Here is a 20,276-nt window from a genome sequence, read left to right on the forward strand (position 1 = left end):
CGGACGGTGACGGTATGACCGGCCAGTTGATCGCCGGGTTCCTGGTGTGTCTGGCGTTGACTTTCCTCTTGGTCCTCGCGGAGTCGGCGGTGGCCCGAGTGAGTCTGCACACCGCTCAGGGCGTTGCCGAAGAGGGACGACATGGAGCAGACCGATTGGTGCAGGTGCTGACTGACAGCGCCGGTTACCTGTCGACGTTGACATTCGTCCGGATTCTCACTGAGACGACTGCGGCAGTCCTAGCGACGTTGGCCATGGATCAGGTCCTCGACGGGGTGTGGACGATCATGCTGACGTCGATTCTGGTGATGAGCGTTGCCTCGTTCGTGATTGTGGGGGTCAGCCCCCGCACTATCGGTCGGCAACACAGTGTCCCGATTGCCTTGTTCGCTGCCCCGGCTGTGGTGTGGATGCGCAGGGTTCTCGGTCCGGTGGCGCGACTATTGGTGACCATTGGCAACGCAGTGACCCCAGGGCGTGGCTACCGGGACGGGCCGTTTGCTAACGAAGCGGAGCTACGAGACCTCGTGGACTTAGCTGGTGCGTCCCAGGTTATCGAAGACGAAGAACGGGAAATGATCCATTCGGTCTTCGAACTGGGCGACACCCTGGTCCGTGAGGTGATGGTTCCTCGCACCGACATGATCGTCATCGAATCGGACAAGACTTTGCGTCAAGCAACGTCACTGTTCCTCCGTTCAGGTTTCAGCCGGATTCCGGTGATCGGCCAAGACGCGGACGACCCGGTGGGATTGTTGTATTTCAAAGATGTCGCGCAGCGCACGTACGACGTTCCGGAGTCGATGGCCGACAGCATCACCGAGGTGATGCGCCCTGCGACGTACGTTCCGGACAGCAAACCAGTGGATGCGTTGCTGCGGGAGATGCAGCATGACGCGATCCACATGGCGGTGGTCATCGATGAGTACGGCGGCACCGCAGGTCTGGTCACCATTGAGGACCTCATTGAAGAGATCGTCGGTGACATCGCCGACGAATATGACCGGCAAAGCGATGAATACGAAGAATTACCGGACGGCGGTTATCGGGTCGACGCCACGATGCACATCGATGATTTGGCGACCCTGTTTGACATCACCATTGACGAGGAAGACGTCGACACCGTCGGGGGCTTGTTGGCCAAGGTCATCGGTCGCGTCCCGATTTTGGGATCACGCGGTGAGGTCGCCGGGTTGGAGCTACTGGCCGAGCGGATGTCCGGTCGACGGCATCGGATCGCCACAGTGTTGGTCCACCGGATCGCACATCCCGACCAAGAGGAGGAAGAGTGAACGACGCTCAGACCGAGGGGTCCTACCGGGCGGGTTTTGCGGCCCTCGTGGGGCGGCCCAATGCGGGGAAATCTACCCTGACCAATGCCCTAGTCGGCTCGAAGGTGGCCATCACCTCCAACAAGCCGCAGACGACGCGACACACTATTCGCGGTGTGTCCACGACTGAGGAAAGCCAACTGATCCTCGTCGACACCCCCGGGTTGCATCGGCCGCGGACGTTGCTGGGTGAACGGCTCAATGACCTCGTTCGCGAGACCTTGTTGGACGTCGACGTCGTGGGTTTTTGTCTGCCCGCCGACCAAAAACCTGGGCCTGGGGATGCCTTCATCGCCCGGGAACTCGCCGAGCTCCAACGCGCCAAACGGACCCCGGTCGTCGCGATCGCCACGAAGGTAGATGTGGTGGACCGAAAGCGGCTCGCCGAACATTTGATTGCCGTGGACCAGTTGGGTCAGTGGGACGCCATCGTGCCCTGCTCAGCCAGTGGCCTCATCCAGGTCGACGTCGTACGTCGGGAGTTGTCTTCTCGACTGCCGGTGAGCCCGAAGCTTTATCCCGACGAGATGCTCACTGACGAGTCACCGGTGACGATGATCGCGGAGCTGGTGCGTGAGGCGGCATTGGAAGGGGTCCGCGAAGAGCTACCGCATAGCCTGGCGGTGGTCGTCGAGGAGATGGTGGATCGACCTGACCGGCCAGCTGATCGGCCGTTGACCGATGTCCGGGTTGAGGTTTATGTGGAACGAGACAGCCAGAAGGCGATTGTGATTGGTCGGGGAGGGTCTCGCTTGAAAGAGGTCGGGACCAAAGCGCGAGCTGGGATTGAGGAAATCCTCGGTCACCGAGTGCACTTAGATCTTCACGTGCGGGTCGCTAAAGACTGGCAGCGGGACCCTAAGCAGCTGCGCAAACTGGGATTCTGAGTCGACGTCGGGGCCCGGGCTGGAGGACACCCATCCTCTGGCCCGGGCCCCGCCGCGTGTCCGGCAGATCAGGCCGGGATGATCAGGACCTGACCCACGTCCAGGATGTTGGGGTCGTCCATGTCGTTGGCCTCGGCGATCCGGGTGTACTGCGAGCCGTCACCGTAGAAACGCTCGGCCAGACCCCATAGGGTGTCGCCGCTCTCCACGACGTACTCCTGCTCGTCGGAGTCGTCGTCCTCGCCCTCGTCCTCGTAGTCCGCAGAGCCGTTGTCCGCAGAGTCGACGTCGTCGGTGCCGGTGTTGGTCGCCCACAGCGGCTGGCCGTCACCGGAGTAGACGACGACATTGCGGTCGTCCTGCAGGGTCAACGACGCCCCGGAGTTGCCGTGGGTGCCGGTCGACCACTTTGCGTCACCACCGGCGTACAACACGACGTTGCCGTCGTCCTGTACGTCGAGCCGGTCAACGCCCTGACCGTGGGTGCCGCTCGCCCAGACTTCCTGGCCGCGGTCGCTGAGGGTCAGGTTGCCGTCCTCCTGCAGTGCGAGGACGAACTTGCCGGTCGAGGAGTCCAGGCTTTCGCCTCGGCGAAGTCCTTGACCTGCGCGCAGAGCGCTCATAGATGTGTCTCCTTGGACGTGGATAAGGGCACGCCGCAGCTCCTGCGCATGCGCAGGTCAGCGGCGCCGTCGTGAGGCTGACGCGCGGCCCAGGACGGAACTTAACATTCGTCCAAGTCCCTTGCCTACCAGCGGGGTCACAACCGATCGGTCGGTCTGGCCAGCAGGCTCGCAAGCCGGGGGCTGAGCGGGGCAGGTGCATCGAGGTGACCGTACGGTATGCGGGCGACTATGGACTCTCCGGCGCGGGTCGAGCTAACCTGACCGACGTGTACCCCGTGACCTTGCTCGCCATGACGTCCTGGTGGCGTCTTCGCTGCCGCGACGGGGCCTGACTCCTCTGGGCCGTCCCCGTCGCGGAGACCACCGCCGCCTGAGCGCAGGCCCGGACGACGTACGACGGGAAAGAGGTCACCATGGAGAATTGCCAGCGTCCTTCCGGGATGCCGATCCGTAAATATCGTTCTTTTGGTGAGGTCATTGCGACGGACCTGCCGGATCGCTCTTGGCCGAATGCGACGATCACAAGAGCACCCAGGTGGTGCGCCGTCGACTTGCGGGATGGCAATCAGGCGTTGATCGACCCGATGAACGCTGAGCGCAAATTGAGACTGTTTCACTTGCTCGTGAAGATGGGCTACAAGGAAATTGAGATTGGCTTTCCCAGCGCGAGCCAGACCGATTTTGACTTCGCGCGGATGCTCATTGACGAGGGGCACATTCCGGACGATGTGACCATCCAGGTCCTGACCCAGGCTCGGGATCATCTGGTGGAGCGGACCTACGATGCGATCGCTGGCGCTAGGAGCGCTGTCGTGCATTTCTACAATTCCACATCGATCCTGCAGCGGGAGGTGGTGTTCCACACTGACATCGCAGGGGTCACCGATATCGCTGTCCAAGCGGCACGGTTGTGCCGCAAGCTAGAACAGCAGATCCCGGACACCGCGATCACCTATGAATACAGCCCGGAGTCCTTCACCGGAACCGAGCTGGATGCTGCGGTCACCGTGTGCAATGCCGTCATCTCGGAGATCGACCCGACACCAGATCGCCCAATGATCATCAACCTTCCGGCGACGGTCGAGATGGCCACTCCTAACATTTATGCAGATTCGGTGGAGTTTGTGCACCGTCACCTGGATCGTCGAGACAGCGTGATCGTGTCATTGCACCCGCACAACGATCGAGGCACCGCCGTAGCTGCGGCAGAGCTGGGCTACTTGGCTGGTGCAGACCGCATCGAAGGGTGCCTCTTTGGTAATGGAGAGCGGACCGGCAATGTGTGTCTGGTGACCTTGGGTCTCAATCTGTTCAGTCAGGGCGTCGATCCGCAAATCGATTTCTCTGATATCGACGAGATACGGCGCACGGTGGAGTATTGCAATCAGTTGCCGGTCCATGAACGGCATCCTTACGGCGGCGATCTGGTCTATACGGCATTTTCCGGATCACACCAAGATGCCATTAAAAAGGGCTTCGAGGACATGGAACGGCGAGCCACAGCTGAAGGCGTCAGTATCGACGACCTGGTCTGGGGTGTCCCGTATCTGCCGATCGATCCGCATGATGTCGGCCGATCTTACGAAGCGGTGGTGCGGGTCAACAGCCAGTCCGGAAAGGGCGGGGTGGCGTACCTGTTGAAGAACGATCACGGGTTGGACTTGCCGCGACGGTTGCAGATCGAGATGAGCGCGGTGGTGCAACACAAGACAGATGTCGAAGGCGGAGAAGTTGACTCCGCCCAGCTGTGGTCCATCTTTGCTGACGAGTATCTGCCAGGGACTGGGCATGGCGAGCGTGCCTGGGGTCGGTTCGTGCCAGTCGCAAGTCAAGTCTCTTCTGGGACTGACGGTCGGGATCGGGTGCGTGCGGTGGTGACTGATCGGGGACGGAAAGTTTCGTTGGAAGGTGAAGGCAACGGGCCGATCGCGGCGTTCTTGGATGGTTTTGCCCGGTATGGCATTGACGTGCGGGTGTTGGACTATTCAGAGCATGCGTTGAGTTCTGGTGGTGACGCGCGCGCCGCGTCGTACGTCGAATGTGCGGTGGGCGATCGGGTGTTGTGGGGGGTGGGTTTGCATAACTCGATTGTGAAGGCGTCCTTCATGGCGATCTTGTCAGCGATCAATCGCGCGCAACGCGCGGAAGGACATGCCGGTCGTGGTCTGTCTGGAGTCGGCCAGGAAGGCGCTGTGATCAGCCGGCCGGGAGGCGGGCCCTGACCACTCGCGCGGCGGTACGGCGGCTCTTGTCCTGCTGACCGGCGGCCTGGTTGTGGTCCTGTCCTGATAGGGGTGGGATCACAGCCAGGCTGCTGGGATTGGGGCCTAGAGCGTCGTCGCCGGTAGGGCCACAGCGGCAGGCCGTGCTGAGTGGCAGATCAGCGCGGGTGTGGTTCCTGGGGGATTGCATGGATCCGTTCGGCGACTTTGCGCGCTGAGGTGAGGAGATCAGCGCGGCGGGTTGCCGAGACTTTGGTCCAGCTGGTGCCGACCTGTGGTGGCAGCGCCACGGTGATGGTGCGATCACCAGACGTGGGGGTGATTTTGATCTCCAAGTGGATGCCTTGGGGATCGGTGACGGTGAGCAGGAGTGCGGTACCGAATCCGTCGAGGGGCCAGGATTGTTCGGTGGTGGGGACGGCGCGGGTGCGTGCCGCTGAGCGGGTGTCGATGTCCACGACAGGTGCGATCACCACCGAAGTCCAGGGCGCTTTGGGGGAGGGGTTAGTCTGCCGGTTGATGCGGCAGGCAGCGCCGTCCAGGGAACGCTTGGTGGCGGGGCTTCCTTCCGTGCTGTGCAGCGCAACGTCCAGGGTCTGGCATTCGTTGGTGGTGATGGGTGCGCTGCGGTCTGCTGCCAGGTGCATTACTTGCGGGGGGTCGGGGACCGTCGAGGGCGGCTCTGGCTGGGCTAGGAAAATGGTGCCGAGATAACCGACAAGGACCACGGGGAGCAGGATGCGATGCCAATTCTGCATCAAGGTCCGGGCAGGGGGAGCGGCTTCTGCGGGAGTCTGCGGTGGCTCCGGCGTCGTGGCCGGGGACGGCGTTGACGCGGTGCTGGCGTCGTCAGCTGGACCGGTCGCCATTAACGGGGCGAAGGAAGCTCGGCCAGGAATGGGGGCGCGTCCACCGGGGAGGGGACGTCCGCATCCTTCACAAAAAATGGTTGTGGCCGCTGCTGTGCGCAGGCACCAGGGGCAGGTGCGTGGCATGCTCGGGCGGCCTCCTAGGGTTCGGGCGGTGTTCACCGTTGATGGGTGGGGACGCCAGGTGGCCCCGACGTGAGCTTACGCCGGGGCCACCTCGTCATCCGGTTACGGGATCACGTGTCGCGCACTGTTCATTCGCAGGTTTGGCTCCCCTTCGGTACGGAGATCGCGTCGAAGGCGGCCGTGGTGACTCGGCACTGCTTGCTGGATGCACCGTAGAGGTCCTTCGCAGCGTGGATCGCGCCGTCGCGAGCTTGCGCGTAGCCAGCTCCAGATGTCAGGTACACGGTCAGGGCTCGGAACCAGATCTTCTCGGCAGTGGCTCGTCCGACACCTTTGATCTTCTTGTTGTTGCAGGTGGGACTGTTATAGGAGAACCCGTTGAGGGTCTTGGCGCCAGACCCTTCTGCCATCAGGTAGAACCAGTGGTTCAACGGACCGGCTGCATAGTGCTCGTCCATCGACCCGACCTGATCGTTGTAGCAGTCTGGGCTTGCTTTGTCCTTGCTTGGCTGGTCCATGTAGCGGATAGCGCCACCGGGGATGAGTTTCTCGCCCATGAGGTAGTTCGGTGGGTTGTTGGGCAAGTTGGCATACCACTCCACTGCTGCCGCAAAGATATCTGAGGTGGCTTCGTTCAATCCGCCAGCTTCAGGGCCCAAACCCAGGTTTGCGGTGTTCTGGGTGACGCCGTGGGTCATTTCGTGGGCAGCAACATCCAAAGAGGTCAAGGGGAGAGCGTCGTTCTCGCCATCGCCATATGTCATCTGTTCGCCATCCCAGAAGGCGTTGTCATATGACTGTCCATAGTGGACCCGACTGACGGCACCCTTGCCGTTGTCCCAGATACCGGCACGCTTGTGGATGTTCTGGTAGTAGTCGTAGGTTTTCTGCGCGCCAAAGAGCGCGTCAACTGCTGCGGACGCCCGGTTCTTCTGCGTCCCATCACCCCAGACGTCCTTCGTGCTGCTGAAAAGGACACCGTCGCCCCACTCCTGGCCTTTCATGTCCAGAGCAGCATTGCCCAGCTTGTCCTTCATCACGAATTTCTTGCCGGACTTCGTGGTAGCGATGTCGACCTTGCCGTCGTGGATGCCATTGCCAGTGCCATGCCGTACCACGTCCCAGTGCGCCAGGACCGCCCCGGTAGTGCCATCGACGATGGTGTGTGCCTTCACCGGGGTCTGATCCGCACGGATGCCGGTGACCAGCACGTCGTACGCCATGACCGGGCCGTTCTTCCCGTTGAAAACGACTTTCTCTGCTTGACGTTTCTCACTGCCTGGAGCGGCTTTCGATGTGGCGCGCGCCATCGCCTGAGCTTCGCTCAACGACGTACGTCGCGTCACCAACGGATCATCACTGCCCCGAGGAGCAATCTGTTCCCGGGTGTTGACAGTGCGGCTGAGTTCGCGACCTTGGGCACTACGGTGCACCACGAGGTCACCACCGATAATCCGCAAACCGTGGTATTGGCGGTCGTAGCGGATGTGCTGAGTGCCGTCAGAGTCGACGATCACCGAGCGTTGGTGCAAGGTGACACCGTCATCCTGAGGCGCGGCATTGGCGCCGGGCATCATGGTCATAGCGGGGACAGAGAGGGCCAGGCAGGTGAGGACTGCGACGCTGCCATGGAGACGCATGGACACGAGGGTGCTCCTTCGCTCCCGGGGGCGGCCGGGTGGCATGAACTGGCTGTGACGCGGCGTCGACTTCGCGGTGAAAAGACTGTGACAGCACCAAGGCAAGAGGGGGAAGAGGGTTGAACGAATCCATAAACACCTTGCCTCCCCGTGGAATTGGCTTGCTCTGGCCGGAACCGTGCGAGAGCTGAATCAGCTTCCGTGTTGACGGAATTTGACGATGCATGATCGGCCGCGGACCGGACCCGGAGCTGATGTCGGTCAACACCGTCACAATGGGCACGTGCCTGTGTACCGAGATGCCGCCGTGGTGCTGCGCACCCACGACCTGGCCGAGGCAGACCGGATCGTGACCGTGCTCACCCCCCACCGCGGACAGATCCGTGTGGTCGCCAAAGGAGTACGACGCACCAGCTCCCGCTTCGGCGCACGACTTGAACCAGCCATGGTCGTCGACCTGCAATGCCGCGAAGGCCGATCACTAGACACCGTGACCCAAGCCGAAATGATTGCGCCGTACGGCGACGCCATCGCCCGTGACTACACCTCATGGACGGCCTGCCACGCCATGCTGGAGACCGCACAACGCCTTACCGGCGAACAAGACCCCAGCCCACACCACTTCAGACTGCTGACTGGGGCGCTCGCCAGTCTGGCTGCAGCACGTCACGATCCCGCCCTGGTGTTAGACGCCTACTTGCTGCGGGCGCTCGCAGTGGCCGGGTGGGCCCCTAGTTTTCGTGATTGTGTGCGCTGCGGCGCGACAGGTCCGCACCGGGCCTTCCACATCGCATCCGGAGGGTGCGTCTGCCCGTCCTGCCGGCTGCCTGGTGCCACGGCGCCCTCGTCGGCGTCGTTGGTGTTAGCCGGTGCTCTTCTGGAGGGCGATTGGGTGACTGCCGACGGGAGTTCCGCTGCGGCCCGCCGTGAAACCAGTGGCATGGTCGCTGCCTTTTTGCAGTGGCATCTGGAGCGGGGTGTGCGGTCGTTGCGGTGGGTTGAGCGGGGAACTCACCCCTCGGTTTCCGCGCCTCCAGATGCTCCTGCTGACCTTGACGTCGAGCACCATCGGGGGTCGTGGCGCCGTGCCGTCGGTGACGCGCACTAGATTCGGTCCGGGTTGTCCATCGCGCAAGGAGTCCTCATCATGGCTGTTCGTCCTCCGTTCCCGCATCCCAGTGGTGCCCGGCCGCCAGCGATTCCGGCGGAGCTGGTGCCGCAGCACGTGGCGATCGTGATGGACGGTAACGGTCGGTGGGCTAATCAGCGCGGGTTGCCACGCACTGAAGGGCACCGGGCGGGGGAGGCTGCCTTGATGGATGTGCTTGCCGGATGCATCGAGGTAGGGGTGAAGCACATCTCGGCGTATGCCTTCTCCACAGAGAATTGGAACCGATCCACTGATGAGGTGCGGTTCTTGATGGGCTTCAACCGGGAGGTGATTCGCCGCCGTCGTGATGAGATGGCGGCGATGGGGGTGCGGGTCAAGTGGGTGGGGCGTCGGCCGAGGTTGTGGAAGTCCGTGATCGACGAGCTCTTAGACGCTGAGCGGCTCAGTGAGCACAACACGACGCTCACATTGCATTTTTGCGTGAATTATGGAGGGCGCGCTGAGATTGTGGATGCGGTGCGTCGGATCGCTGAGGACGCCCGTAAGGGGAAGATCAAAGGGAAAGGCATTGACGAGGCGTCGTTTGCGCGGCATTTGTACGACCCAGATATGCCAGATGTTGATCTGTTCGTGCGTAGTTCTGGCGAGCAGCGCACGAGTAATTTTCTGCTGTGGCAGAGCGCATACGCTGAGATGGTGTTTTTGGACACGTTGTGGCCGGATTTTGATCGGCGTCATCTGTGGCAGGCCATTGAGATATATGCGGGTCGTGACCGCCGGTACGGCGGGGCTGTGGATCAGGCTGTGGTGTCCAGCGACGATGGAGGCGGGGTATGAGCGGGCGGGTTCGTCGTGGGGTAGTCGGGGCATTGGCGGTGGTCGGGGCGTTGACAGTGGTCCTGGTGGTGACGTCGCTGGTGTGGTTAACGCTCAGTGGTCCAGTGCCGGTTGGGCCCTCAGCTCCTGCTGACTCGGCGCCGAGCGCTCCGCCGTCTACGGAGGGATTGGTCGCGCAGCAGCTCACCGCAGATGTGGTGATTCCTTATCAGACGGCGCAGCAGCGTGCGGGTGGTGAGGCGGTGCTTTCTTATGCCGGGCAGGGCCGCATTCGGGTGTCGGCACCGGTGCAGTTTGCGGGTCGAGAGTTGCAGGCGGTGGCAGTGGGGGATGTCGTTGTCGAAGGTGGGGATGTGGTGGTGCGTCCGTCGTCGATTGACTTGCCGGGCACCGGTTTCCTCGGGGATGTGGTGGGACGGATTGCTGCATCGGCAGTGACGATCCGCACTCCAATTTCGGGGTTGCCGTCTCACGTGCATGCCACCAAGGTCACGCCAGTTGAAGACGGGCTCAAAGTGCGGGTAGAGGGCACTCAGGTGCCGTTGCCGGATCAACGCCGCTGAGGGGGTCCGGTCCCGGGCGCGGTCACAGTTGAGGGACTCCCCAGAACGGTTGGTGAGGGGTTACCGGTGGATCATCCGTCGAAGGAAGCGGGTGCGGGTCTCGTTAGCGACATGGGACAGAGTCGTGTCTGGGGCCATTTCCGAGAAGCCGTGCCAGCCTCCGGGCCAGAGGTGCAGCTCTGTCGCAACGCCGGCTTGGGTCAGACCAGTGGCGTAGGCGAGGACGTCGTCGCGGAACAGATCGGCGGTGCCGACATCCAGATACGTCGGGGGGAGTCCGCGGAGGAGGTCAGGGTGGTCGAGGGCGCGGGCGGGGGCGGCGTATGCCGGGGTGTCGGCATGCCCTGCTTTTCCGGCGAGGTAGGCATTCCATGCAGTCCAGGAACTGGTGCGATCCCAGGCTCCGGAACCGTCGTGTTCGAAAGTGGACGGGCGGTGATGACGGTCGTCAAGCATCGCGTCCTGGATGATCTGGAAGGCCGGCGCCGGGAGTCCTTCGCTGTGTGCTCGCAGCGTGTATGCGGCGGCGAGGCCTCCGCCGGCGCTGATGCCGAAGATCCCGGTCTGGGCAGGGTCGACGCCCAGATTGTGGTGCTGATCATGGACCCAGTTGACGACGGTAGAGACATCGTGGAGAGCAGCTGGGTAGGGATGCTCGGGCGCCAGTCGGTATTCCACGGAGATGCCGACCAGGCCGAGTTGGGCGACCCATCCGGCGAGACCAGGGGCGCCGCTGTAGGCGCTGCCTGTGACCATGCCGCCACCGTGACACGCGATGAGCGCTGCGCGGGGGGCGCAGAACGGGGTGGTGGGCCACAGGATCAGGACGGGAACGTTGGGCTGGTCACCGTGGCCAGGGATCGTCCGTTCTTCAGGCCAGACAGCGCCCCCTTGGGTCAGGTCAGCGGGGTGCGGGCGCCAGGACGCGCTGATCTGGCGGAGTCGAGGGATGTCAGCACGATGGAGGGAGTGCCCGTCCACCGGACCGTTGACGAGTCGTTCAGCGAGTTCGTCGTCGTACGGCGGATGAGTCCGGGCAGGTGACGGGCTCGACATGGCAGAGCTAGCTGTGCTGGGGGCCTGCCGTTGGGGTAAGGGGGTGGAGTCGTAGGTGCGGCCGGGAGATCGCGGCAGGCGCAGATGCCGGTCAACCGTGCGGGGAGAACGTACCGGCGTGTCGGACATGGGACCCATCCTGCCGTCTAGGGCCGTTTGTCCTTGCATGGGGATGGCGACAAGACTGATGGGTCAGGGCGTGGCTCCGGGGCCTGGAGGAGCGGTCATGCTGGCCGTTCCCCCAGGCCCCGGGGTAGGAGAGAGCTGCTGGGGCCTGGGCTGATGCTCAGAACAGTCCGACGATATTGCCGTCGTCGTCGATGTCTATCCGCTCGGCAGCAGGGCTCTTCGATAATCCGGGCATGGTGCGCATCTCGCCGCAGATCGCGTAGACGTATCCGGCGCCCGCGGCAAGCCGGACCTCGCGGACGGGGAGCGTCCAGCCGGTGGGTGCGCCACGCAGCGTGGGGTCGTGCGAAATGGACAGGTGGGTTTTTGCCATGACGACTGGCATATTGCCGTACCCGAGACGCTCGAACTCAGCGAGGTTCTTCTCCGCTTCAGGGGCGTAGGCCACGTGGTGGGCACCGTAGACCTTGGTGGCCACGGCGGTGATTTTTTCCTTCAGTGGAGCTTCGAGGTCGTAGGTGAAGCGGAACTCGTGTTCCTCGTCGCATGCTGCAGCGACAGCCTTGGCCAGCTCGACAGCTCCGGCTCCGCCGTCGACGACGTGGGTGCTGACGGCGACATGAGCGCCCACTTCAGTGGCGATCTCCCGAATGACGTCATGTTCACTGTCGTGATCGTCAGGGAAAGCATTGATGGCCACGACGGGGGTGATCCCGAATCCGGAAAGAATCCGCAGGTGAGCGCGCAGATTATCGGCTCCGGCGCGGACATCATCAGGGTTCTCCTGCAACATCTGCTCTGGGAGAGGTTTACCAGCGGTGATCTTGTAGCGCCCGGAGTGGGCTTTGAGAGCCCGGACGGTGACGACCAACACCGCCGCGTCAGGCCGCAGCCCGGATTCGCGGCATTTGACGTTGACAAACCGTTCGGCACCCATGTCTGCACCGAAGCCAGCTTCGGTGATGAGGTAGTCACCCATCCGAATGCCGACCAGGTCGGCGATGATGGAGCTGTTTCCGGTGGCGATATTGCCGAAAGGACCGGCGTGGATCAGGGCCGGGGTGTGCTCGATGGTTTGCATGAGGTTCGGCTTGATCGCGTCACGCATGATGACGGTCATGGCACCGGCAGCTTTGAGGTCTTCTGCGGTGACAGCTTCACCATCGTAGGAGTAGCCGACGACGATGCGGCCCAGGCGCCGCCGTAAATCCTGCAACGACGTGGCGAGCGCGAGGGCCACTCCCACCTCGGAAGCGGCGGTGATGTCAAAGCCGGACTGACGGGGGACTCCGTCGATGCGAGCGCCCAGGCCAAGGACGACGTTACGCAGCGAGCGGTCGTTGATGTCAACGACGCGGCGCCAGGAGATCCGGCGAGGGTCGATGCCGAGGGCGTTGCCGTGGTGGAGGTGGTTGTCCAGCATCGCCGAGAGCATGTTGTGTGCGGCGGTGATGGCATGGAAGTCACCGGTGAGGTGCAGGTTGAGGGTCTCCATCGGGACGACCTGGCTGTATCCCGCCCCAGCGGCGCCGCCCTTGATGCCGAAAGTGGGCCCCATGGAAGGTTGTCGTAGGGCCAAGGTGGCGTGTTTGCCGAGGTGTTTGAATCCTTGGGCGAGTCCGACCGCGGTGGTGGTCTTTCCCTCACCCAGTGGGGTCGGGGTGATTGCGGTGACCACGACGTATTTGGCTTGAGCCCGGTCGGCCATGATGTGGGCGGCGTCGTCGGTGATCTTGGCGACGTGGCGGCCGTAGGGTTCGAGGCAGTCGGCGGGGATGCCAGCGTCGCGGGCGATGTCAGTCAGCGGCGCGAGTGCGGCGGCGCGGGCAATGTCCAGATCTGAGGCGATGGTGAGGGTCACGTGGCCATCGTGGGCGGAGCGGTCGGTAAGGCGCAGGACATTCGCCAGCGTCGGGCCTTTCGTCCTGAAATGGGCACTTTAGGGGTGATTCGGGCTGAAAGGGACGGATGTGCAGTGACTTTCCCGGCAGCCACAGCTGAGGTGCCTGATAGGTCCTAGGGGCGGCATGCGCTCACGATGAGGGTGCCCGGCAGAAGTGCCCCTCGCAGTGGGGACCACCCACCCCAGATTTGTTGATTGTCGGCAGGCCAGGTGGGTTCGGTGATCGAGGTCAGGATGAGTCCAGCTGAGATCACTTCGTTGATCCGATGCGCGAGAGTGCGATGGTGTTCGGCGTAGGTGATGGTGTCCCCGAGGCTTTCGACATAAGGGGTTTCGTCGAAATACGACCGGTGGACGGTGAGCCCTGCTGGTCCGGGAGCGTCTGGGAAGGCCCACCGGATGGGGTGAGTCACGGAAAAAACCCATCGACCTCCCGGGCGGAGCACTCGGTAGACCTCCGCCATGAGTTGAGCCGAGTCGGCAACGAAGGGGACAGCGCCGTAGGCGGAGAACGCCATGTCAAAACTCTGGTCGACGAAAGGTAGCGCGCAGGCATCAGCCTGAACATAGGTCACGGGGGTGCGTTCGTGTTGGGGTGATTCTGGAGCCACAGAGTACGAGGCAGCATCTTGATGGAGGCGTTCTTCGATGCGCCGCGCTTGGCGGAGCATTCCTGCGGAGAGGTCACCAGCGACGACCCGTGCCCCTTGAGCGGCGACCCACCGGGCGCCTTGACCGGCGCCACAGCCGATTTCTAGGACGTCTCGTCCGACAAGGGAGTCAATGGAACCGAGTAGTTGCGCGTCGCGCTCGCGGGTCCCTTCTGGGCCCCACACCAGGTCAACGTCGCCGAGGAAGGCGCCGTGAGCGGCGTAATAGTCCTGCGCGTCCTCATCCCACCAATGCCGGTTGGCGTCGATGCTGGAGCGCTGATCGGTGGGGCGGTAGCCTGCATGAGCGTCGTCTGGGGGTGAGGTGTTCATGACGACCAGTCTGGGGTGTGTCGCGCTTTGCCTGGACGACTCCTGGAAAGGTAGGGTGGACCGGCGCACGCGAGTGTGCGCGTGGTGTTTTCGCTGTCGCGGGGACGAGTCACAGGGCAGCCGGCCGAAGTCGTACAGGCCTCGGCTGAATTCTGTTCTGCAGCTTTGGTTTTTCGAGACAGAACCGTCGACAGCACTCGTCACGTTCCCTGTACGCCGGGGAGTGGACCCGATGTCCACACCCCTTGACCTTCCTGTCCACAATCGGAGTCCCGACTACATGACTGCCAGCCCGGCTACTTCCCAGATTGCGATCAACGACATCGGTTCGGAAGAGGACCTGCTCGCCGCGATCGACGCCACCATCAAGCACTTCAACGACGGCGACATCGTCGAAGGAGTCATCGTCAAGGTTGACCGCGATGAGGTCCTCCTCGACATCGGCTACAAGACGGAGGGCGTGATCCCCTCCCGCGAGTTGTCCATCAAACACGATGTCGATCCGGGCGAGGTCGTCGCTGTCGGCGACGAGGTCGAGGCGCTTGTCCTTCAGAAGGAGGACAAAGAAGGTCGCCTGATCCTGTCCAAGAAGCGCGCTCAGTACGAGCGTGCCTGGGGCACGATCGAGAAGATCAAGGAAGAAGACGGCGTCGTCACCGGTACCGTCATCGAGGTCGTCAAGGGTGGACTCATCCTCGACATCGGCCTGCGTGGCTTCCTGCCTGCCTCTCTCGTGGAGATGCGTCGCGTTCGCGACCTTCAGCCGTACGTCGGCAAGGAGATCGAGGCCAAGATCATCGAGCTCGACAAGAACCGCAACAACGTGGTCCTGTCGCGCCGCGCCTGGCTCGAGCAGACTCAGTCCGAGGTTCGCACCACCTTCCTGCGCGAATTGCAGCGCGGTCAGGTGCGCTCCGGTGTGGTCAGCAGCATCGTCAACTTCGGTGCGTTCGTCGACCTCGGTGGCGTCGACGGTCTGGTTCACGTCTCTGAGCTGTCCTGGAAGCACATCGACCACCCGTCCGAGGTTGTCGAAGTGGGCCAGGAAGTCACGGTCGAGGTCCTCGACGTCGACATGGACCGCGAGCGCGTCTCGCTGTCGCTGAAGGCGACCCAGGAAGACCCGTGGCAGCACTTCGCCCGCACCCACGCCATCGGCCAGGTCGTGCCGGGCAAGGTCACCAAGCTGGTGCCCTTCGGTGCATTCGTGCGCGTCGACGACGGCATCGAGGGTCTGGTCCACATCTCCGAGCTGGCCGAGCGTCACGTGGAGCTGCCGGAGCAGGTTGTCACCGTGGGTGCTGACATCTTCGTCAAGGTCATCGACATCGACCTGGAGCGTCGCCGGATCTCGCTGAGCCTCAAGCAGGCCAACGATGCTGCGGTGGCTACCAGCGAGTTCGACCCCACCCTCTACGGCATGGCCGCGGAATACGACGAGCAGGGCAACTACAAGTACCCCGAGGGCTTCGACCCGGAGTCCAACGAGTGGCTGCCCGGCCACGAAGCCGCTCGCGAGCGGTGGGAGAAGCAGTACGCCGACGCACACGCCCGCTGGGAGTCCCACAAGACCCAGGTGCAGGCGGCGCTGGACGCCGACGCCGAAGCCAACGCTGCCGGTGGCGACGCCGCCCCGACGTCGTACTCTTCTGGTGCGTCCTCGACCTCCGCTCCGGCAGAGGGAACCCTGGCTTCCGACGAGGCGCTTGCTGCGCTGCGTGAGAAGCTGACCGGCAACTGATCCCTGCCGATCTGACGCTGCTGACCTCAGCACGTCGCATTGATTAACCGATGGGCTGTGCCAGCTGATGCTTGCACAGCCCATCGGTATTCTGCTGCGGCGGATAGCTTCTCCTAGCGGGCGCGTCGGACGTCAGAGAAGCTGTCGACCTGTCAAGGATCAATGACCCAGGACGGTGGACATGGCTAGGCGTGGCCCGTGGGACGGATTGACCTGCGATATTCAAGCTCACGCTGGCGCACAGGGCGCTTATGTGGGCAACTCGTGGCCAGCGTTTGCCGAGGCGGCACGGCAAGGAGCCCGGAACGTCGAGCTTGATGTGCGGGTGAGTGCGGATGGGGTTCCGGTGGTCTGGCACGACATGGTGTTAGAGCCGGGCGAGGTGAGCTGCGGTGATCCACGCCTCTTCGGGAAACGGATCGATGAGGTGACCTGGCGGGAGCTGAGCCGGGTGGATGTTGGGCAGTCAATGCAGTCTGCTCAGTTCCCGCACCAGCGGGGTGTGGCTGGGCAGGTGATGCTTTCATTGGTGGAGCTGTTCCAGCGGCTGTCGGCGGTTGACCCTGGCATGTGGTTCACGGTGGAAATCAAGCTCGAGTGCGACGATCCGTGTCAGGTGGCTCGGCGTCGGATGATCTGGGACGCGATTCGTGACGCGATCAGTGCCGGTGGAGTGCGGGAGCGGGTGATCGTGCACAGCTTTGACTGGCACATCTTGCAGCTAGCAGCGCACGATGCCCCGGATCTTCCTCGGTCAGCGCTGGCATCCCATGGAGAGACCTGGCTTCCGGGCAGCCCGTACGTCGGTGAAAGCACCTACGACTCCTGTGGAGGTGACCTGGCGTTGGCAGCTTACTGGTGCGGAGTGGACGCCATCGCCCCCTGCCATCACGATGCGCGGGGACATGCAGTGGTGCATAGGGCTTTTGTCGAGCGGGCCCACCGGCTCGGATTGGTGGTCAACCCGTGGACAGTTGACGCACCCGGCCAGTGGATCGAGCTGTTGCGTGCAGGAGTGGACGGGATCGTCACCAACTATCCCGGACGGTTGAAAGAGTTACTGAAACGGTGACGTCAGTACCGTCGAGTGACCGTTGAGACGGCTTCTGCGCGCTGATATCCCGTTCTGCGCTGCGCGCGCCTACAGTGAAGTCATGTTGCGGGTTGGCCTTACTGGCGGAATCGGATCCGGTAAATCGACGGTGGCTCGGCGTCTCGCTGAGTTGGGGGCAGTCGTCATCGATGCCGATGCGCTGGCGCGTGAGGTCGTAGCGCCAGGAACGGATGGCCTGAATCAGGTGCGGGCCCGTTTCGGAGATGCGGTGATCGGTGGGGACGGTCGGTTGGATCGGCGAGCCTTGGCGGCAGTGGTCTTTGAGGACGAACGAGCCAAAGCGGACCTGGAGGCCATCACCCACCCGTTGATTTCCTCTCGGTGCGCTGACCTGCTGGATGAGGCGGGTCCGGACCGGGTCGTGGTGTATGACGTTCCCTTACTGGTGGAAAACCACCTGGGGCCGGACTATCACCTGGTCGTGGTGGTGGATGCACCGTTGTCAGCTCGGGTGCGTCGACTCAAAGAGCAGCGGGGGATGACTGAGAGCGATGTGAAGACACGGATGGCCCATCAAGCCACCGACGCTCAGCGTCGTATCGCTGCTGATGTGGTGATCGGTAACGATGGCACAGTTCATGACCTGCATGCTGCCGTTGATGAGTTATGGCAGCAGCGGCTGCAACCCTTCGACGATAACTTGCGGGGACGGCGGTTGTGTCGCAGCTATGACCTTCCAGTGGTCAGCACGTACGACGACGACTGGCCTGCCCAGGCTGAGCGGTTGATTGCCCGATTCAGCCATGCGTTGGGGGCACGTGCTCCAGAGATCGAGCATGTGGGGTCAACGGCGGTGCCAGGGATGCCTGGGAAGGACGTCATCGACATCCAAATTGGCGTATCTGAATTGCGCGACGCCGATGACCAGGAGTTCGTAGCGACCTTGACGAACTTGGGATTCCCTCGAGTTGAGGACATCAGGATGGACCATCCGACGGGAGAATTACTTGATCCATCCTTGTGGGTGAAGCGATTTCACGGTTCGTGTGATCCAGGGCGGATGGTGCACGTTCATGTTCGAGTGGTGGACAGCCCCGGGTGGCAGTCAGCGTTGCTTTTCCGCGACTGGTTGCGAGCAGATCCCGATGCTGCAGACGAATATGTGGAAGTGAAAGCAGAATTAGCTCGCACCACAGCTAACAGCGGCGAGTATGCCGAGGCGAAGGAACCGTGGTTCGAGAAGGTGTGGCCCCGCATCACGGCGTGGGCGCAGAAGTCGTCGTGGCGGGCGTAATGCGAATTAGAAGGTGTTACCGAGCCAGCGACGGATGTCATCGGCCGCGTTACGGACGTTGACGGCGACAGTCCCCAGCTGAACGTCGCGAGCGCTGACCGACAGGAGCAGATGCCCGAGGGGTTCTTGGACCAAGCTGACCATCACGATGTGTGTTTCACCAGAGGTGAGGTGCACCAATGTTCGGTTCGGGGCGGCTTCGTCGCCCTGGATGATTTCCGTTTGGGCCGAGGAAACAGCAAATAAGGAGCTGTTCAGAGCGGCAAGCCGACCCACGTCTTCGGGGGCGATACCCAAGGAGCAGAGGTTCAAGCCATCCGCAGTGCTGAGAATCGCGGAGATCATGGTGGGAAGGTTGGCCTGGAGCTGCTCCAGCCGGGGCAGAGCGGTTTTCCCGATGATCGTGGACCAGAGTTCCCAATCAGCGGCGATCCCTTCGTGCATGTGCACTTCTTGGTGGGTGTCGTCGTCGTGAGCGAGTGAGGAGCCCAGCTGGGTCTCGTCGTCAGCGTCGATCTCATCGAAGGCATCGCTCATGCTCTCGTGCTCCTTCATGAGGCGTGGCCGGATGTGGGGTAAGGGTTGTCCAATGCGGTGATGATGATCCTGGCAACGTCTTCTCTGACGCGGGGATCGGCGTCAAGGACTTTCATCTGAGGGTGATAGGAGCGGGCACAGGCTTCGAACTCCGCGAGATCTGTGCCGCCGTAGGGTGGCCGTCTGGTGATGGCCAGGACTAGACGGCTCCACACTGACGCATCGCCCAGCCGTTCGATCCACTCCGCTGCTTGCTGCACCGGCTGCGGGTGGTCCCCGAAGAGCCAGAGGACGATGCTGCCCCTGCGGGCAATGACAGAGGTGCGAGTGGACGAGAAACGTACTTGACCTGGGGTGCCAACGACACCGACTCTCATCCCTGAAGGAGTGGTCCACTCGCCGTAGTCGATCCCGACAGTGGTGGTGCGTTTGTTGTTGAAAGAGTCAGCGCGCACCGCAATAGCGGCTCGCATCACCTCGGTCGAAAGGACCGGGACGTCTGAGATCGACCGCACGGCCGTCGTCTTGCCCACGCCGAGTGGGCCGACGAAGGCCACTTGGCGTTGAGTCGTCGGCCCAAGAACGGCTGGAGCGAACTTGCGGTCGGTTGAGTTCACATCGGCAGCTTGCCATGGCCGGTTGGCTCGCGCTGACCGCTCTTAACGTTATCCCTGGTCAACGAGCTTAGATTCTTGCGCATGAGTCAGTTGGACGACTGACCCTTTACTATCGACCTTGATGGTCACCTGGAGGCTTTGGTCGCGCCCGTTGTTGGGACGCTCCGGCGTGGCTGTCCCCAGGTCCACCGGTTCCGTGGGGGACCCGCCAGAAAGGCGTGCGGGAGGAGATCCCAGCGCGATGGCGCCGACGACGGGACCAACGCCGTTGGAGCGGGAAGAAGTTCCCGCCATAGCGGGGCCTGTTGAGGTCCCGACATACATTGAGGAGCCCGCTGTGGGCTCGCCAGACTTCGAAAGGAACGAGATGTTCACTCACGACCAGTTGATGGATGTCATCAACGGAATTGACACTGAGGTCAACGGTTTCATGGGAGCTTCGATCGTCGACGCTGAGACCGGCATGCCTCTTGCGGCTAAGTCACGTCGCGCGGACTTCGACCTGGAAGCTGCCAGCGCCTACAACACCGAAATGGTGAAGGCGAAGCAGAAGACCATCCGGGTGCTCAACATTCAGAGCGAGCTGGAGGACATGCTGCTCACCCTGGGTGACCAGCTGCACCTCATCAAGATGATCACCCCCACCACGTTCGTGTACGTGGCTGCGGACCGTCAGGAGACCAACCTCGCGCTGCTGCGCGCCTCGGTGAACCGCCACGCCCGCCAGCTGGGCGCTTGATCTCCAATCTC

At 62.7% G+C, this 20,276-nt stretch carries 18 protein-coding genes; 10 read left to right on the forward strand and 8 right to left on the reverse strand.

Features of this window, described 5'->3' with window-relative positions:
* The first annotated feature begins 14 nt into the window (after positions 1-14).
* Together KEM60_RS11675 and era are read left to right on the forward strand one after the other, a co-directional pair.
* Positions 15-1,292 (forward strand): hemolysin family protein, encoded by a 1,278-nt coding sequence (locus KEM60_RS11675; RefSeq protein WP_219107789.1) that lies wholly within the window; start codon positions 15-17, stop codon positions 1,290-1,292.
* Positions 1,289-2,218 (forward strand): GTPase Era, encoded by a 930-nt coding sequence (era, locus tag KEM60_RS11680; protein WP_219107790.1) that lies wholly within the window; start codon positions 1,289-1,291, stop codon positions 2,216-2,218. Before KEM60_RS11675 ends, era begins: the two co-directional genes overlap by 4 nt.
* Before the next feature lie 68 nt (positions 2,219-2,286).
* On the opposite strand, the gene KEM60_RS11685 is transcribed toward era, so the two are convergent.
* A complete protein-coding gene (locus KEM60_RS11685; RefSeq protein WP_219107791.1) occupies positions 2,287-2,841 on the reverse strand; it encodes a LysM peptidoglycan-binding domain-containing protein in 555 nt (184 codons plus the stop codon).
* A 416-nt stretch (positions 2,842-3,257) separates the two neighbouring features.
* Between KEM60_RS11685 and leuA the strand changes: the two genes are divergently transcribed.
* Entirely contained in the window at positions 3,258-5,066 is a 1,809-nt protein-coding gene (leuA, locus tag KEM60_RS11690) for a 2-isopropylmalate synthase (protein WP_219107792.1), read from the forward strand.
* Between the two features lie 158 nt (positions 5,067-5,224).
* Here the strand turns inward: leuA and KEM60_RS11695 are convergent, their stop codons facing one another.
* The gene (locus KEM60_RS11695) at positions 5,225-6,061 is read right to left on the reverse strand and encodes a hypothetical protein (protein WP_219107793.1); all 837 of its coding nucleotides are present in this window, start codon (positions 6,059-6,061) and stop codon (positions 5,225-5,227) included.
* Positions 6,062-6,189: 128 nt separating this feature from the next.
* Positions 6,190-7,701: a M4 family metallopeptidase gene (locus KEM60_RS11700; RefSeq protein ID WP_255574653.1), complete on the reverse strand. Its 1,512-nt coding sequence runs from the start codon at positions 7,699-7,701 to the stop codon at positions 6,190-6,192.
* Between the two features lie 283 nt (positions 7,702-7,984).
* Between KEM60_RS11700 and recO the strand changes: the two genes are divergently transcribed.
* The 3 genes from recO to KEM60_RS11715 are packed head-to-tail and all read left to right on the forward strand — an operon-like array spanning position 7,985 to position 10,212.
* Complete coding sequence (gene recO / locus KEM60_RS11705; RefSeq protein ID WP_219107795.1) at positions 7,985-8,809, forward strand: DNA repair protein RecO; 825 nt, start codon at positions 7,985-7,987, stop codon at positions 8,807-8,809.
* 39 nt (positions 8,810-8,848) lie between these two features.
* Complete coding sequence (locus tag KEM60_RS11710; RefSeq protein ID WP_219107796.1) at positions 8,849-9,649, forward strand: isoprenyl transferase; 801 nt, start codon at positions 8,849-8,851, stop codon at positions 9,647-9,649.
* Positions 9,646-10,212, forward strand: coding sequence for an LmeA family phospholipid-binding protein (locus KEM60_RS11715; protein WP_219107797.1), 567 nt, complete (start codon positions 9,646-9,648; stop codon positions 10,210-10,212). Before KEM60_RS11710 ends, KEM60_RS11715 begins: the two co-directional genes overlap by 4 nt.
* Positions 10,213-10,272: 60 nt before the next feature.
* On the opposite strand, the gene KEM60_RS11720 is transcribed toward KEM60_RS11715, so the two are convergent.
* The 3 genes from KEM60_RS11720 to KEM60_RS11730 all read right to left on the reverse strand — a co-directional run bounded on the left by KEM60_RS11720 (position 10,273) and on the right by KEM60_RS11730 (position 14,283).
* Positions 10,273-11,397: an alpha/beta hydrolase gene (locus KEM60_RS11720; protein WP_219107798.1), complete on the reverse strand. Its 1,125-nt coding sequence runs from the start codon at positions 11,395-11,397 to the stop codon at positions 10,273-10,275.
* Between the two features lie 157 nt (positions 11,398-11,554).
* The gene (locus KEM60_RS11725; RefSeq protein ID WP_219107799.1) at positions 11,555-13,258 is read right to left on the reverse strand and encodes a formate--tetrahydrofolate ligase; all 1,704 of its coding nucleotides are present in this window, start codon (positions 13,256-13,258) and stop codon (positions 11,555-11,557) included.
* 155 nt (positions 13,259-13,413) lie between these two features.
* Positions 13,414-14,283: a class I SAM-dependent methyltransferase gene (locus KEM60_RS11730; RefSeq protein ID WP_219107800.1), complete on the reverse strand. Its 870-nt coding sequence runs from the start codon at positions 14,281-14,283 to the stop codon at positions 13,414-13,416.
* Positions 14,284-14,563: 280 nt separating this feature from the next.
* Between KEM60_RS11730 and rpsA the strand changes: the two genes are divergently transcribed.
* The 3 genes from rpsA to coaE all read left to right on the forward strand — a co-directional run bounded on the left by rpsA (position 14,564) and on the right by coaE (position 18,372).
* Complete coding sequence (rpsA, locus tag KEM60_RS11735) at positions 14,564-16,024, forward strand: 30S ribosomal protein S1 (RefSeq protein ID WP_219107801.1); 1,461 nt, start codon at positions 14,564-14,566, stop codon at positions 16,022-16,024.
* A 181-nt stretch (positions 16,025-16,205) separates the two neighbouring features.
* Entirely contained in the window at positions 16,206-17,096 is an 891-nt protein-coding gene (locus tag KEM60_RS11740; RefSeq protein ID WP_219107802.1) for a glycerophosphodiester phosphodiesterase family protein, read from the forward strand.
* Between the two features lie 82 nt (positions 17,097-17,178).
* Positions 17,179-18,372: a dephospho-CoA kinase gene (gene coaE / locus KEM60_RS11745; RefSeq protein WP_219107803.1), complete on the forward strand. Its 1,194-nt coding sequence runs from the start codon at positions 17,179-17,181 to the stop codon at positions 18,370-18,372.
* 6 nt (positions 18,373-18,378) lie between these two features.
* Here coaE and KEM60_RS11750 read toward each other — a convergent pair whose 3' ends face one another.
* Together KEM60_RS11750 and KEM60_RS11755 are read right to left on the reverse strand one after the other, a co-directional pair.
* Positions 18,379-18,909: a hypothetical protein gene (locus tag KEM60_RS11750; RefSeq protein ID WP_219107804.1), complete on the reverse strand. Its 531-nt coding sequence runs from the start codon at positions 18,907-18,909 to the stop codon at positions 18,379-18,381.
* 14 nt (positions 18,910-18,923) lie between these two features.
* A complete protein-coding gene (locus KEM60_RS11755) occupies positions 18,924-19,526 on the reverse strand; it encodes an ATP/GTP-binding protein (protein WP_219107805.1) in 603 nt (200 codons plus the stop codon).
* 241 nt (positions 19,527-19,767) lie between these two features.
* On the opposite strand from KEM60_RS11755, the gene KEM60_RS11760 reads away from it, so the two are divergent.
* The gene (locus KEM60_RS11760) at positions 19,768-20,265 is read left to right on the forward strand and encodes a hypothetical protein (RefSeq protein WP_255574553.1); all 498 of its coding nucleotides are present in this window, start codon (positions 19,768-19,770) and stop codon (positions 20,263-20,265) included.
* Positions 20,266-20,276: the final 11 nt, after the last annotated feature.

Origin of the sequence: Austwickia sp. TVS 96-490-7B (genome assembly GCF_019331795.1) — a bacterium.
GTDB lineage: Bacteria > Actinomycetota > Actinomycetes > Actinomycetales > Dermatophilaceae > Austwickia.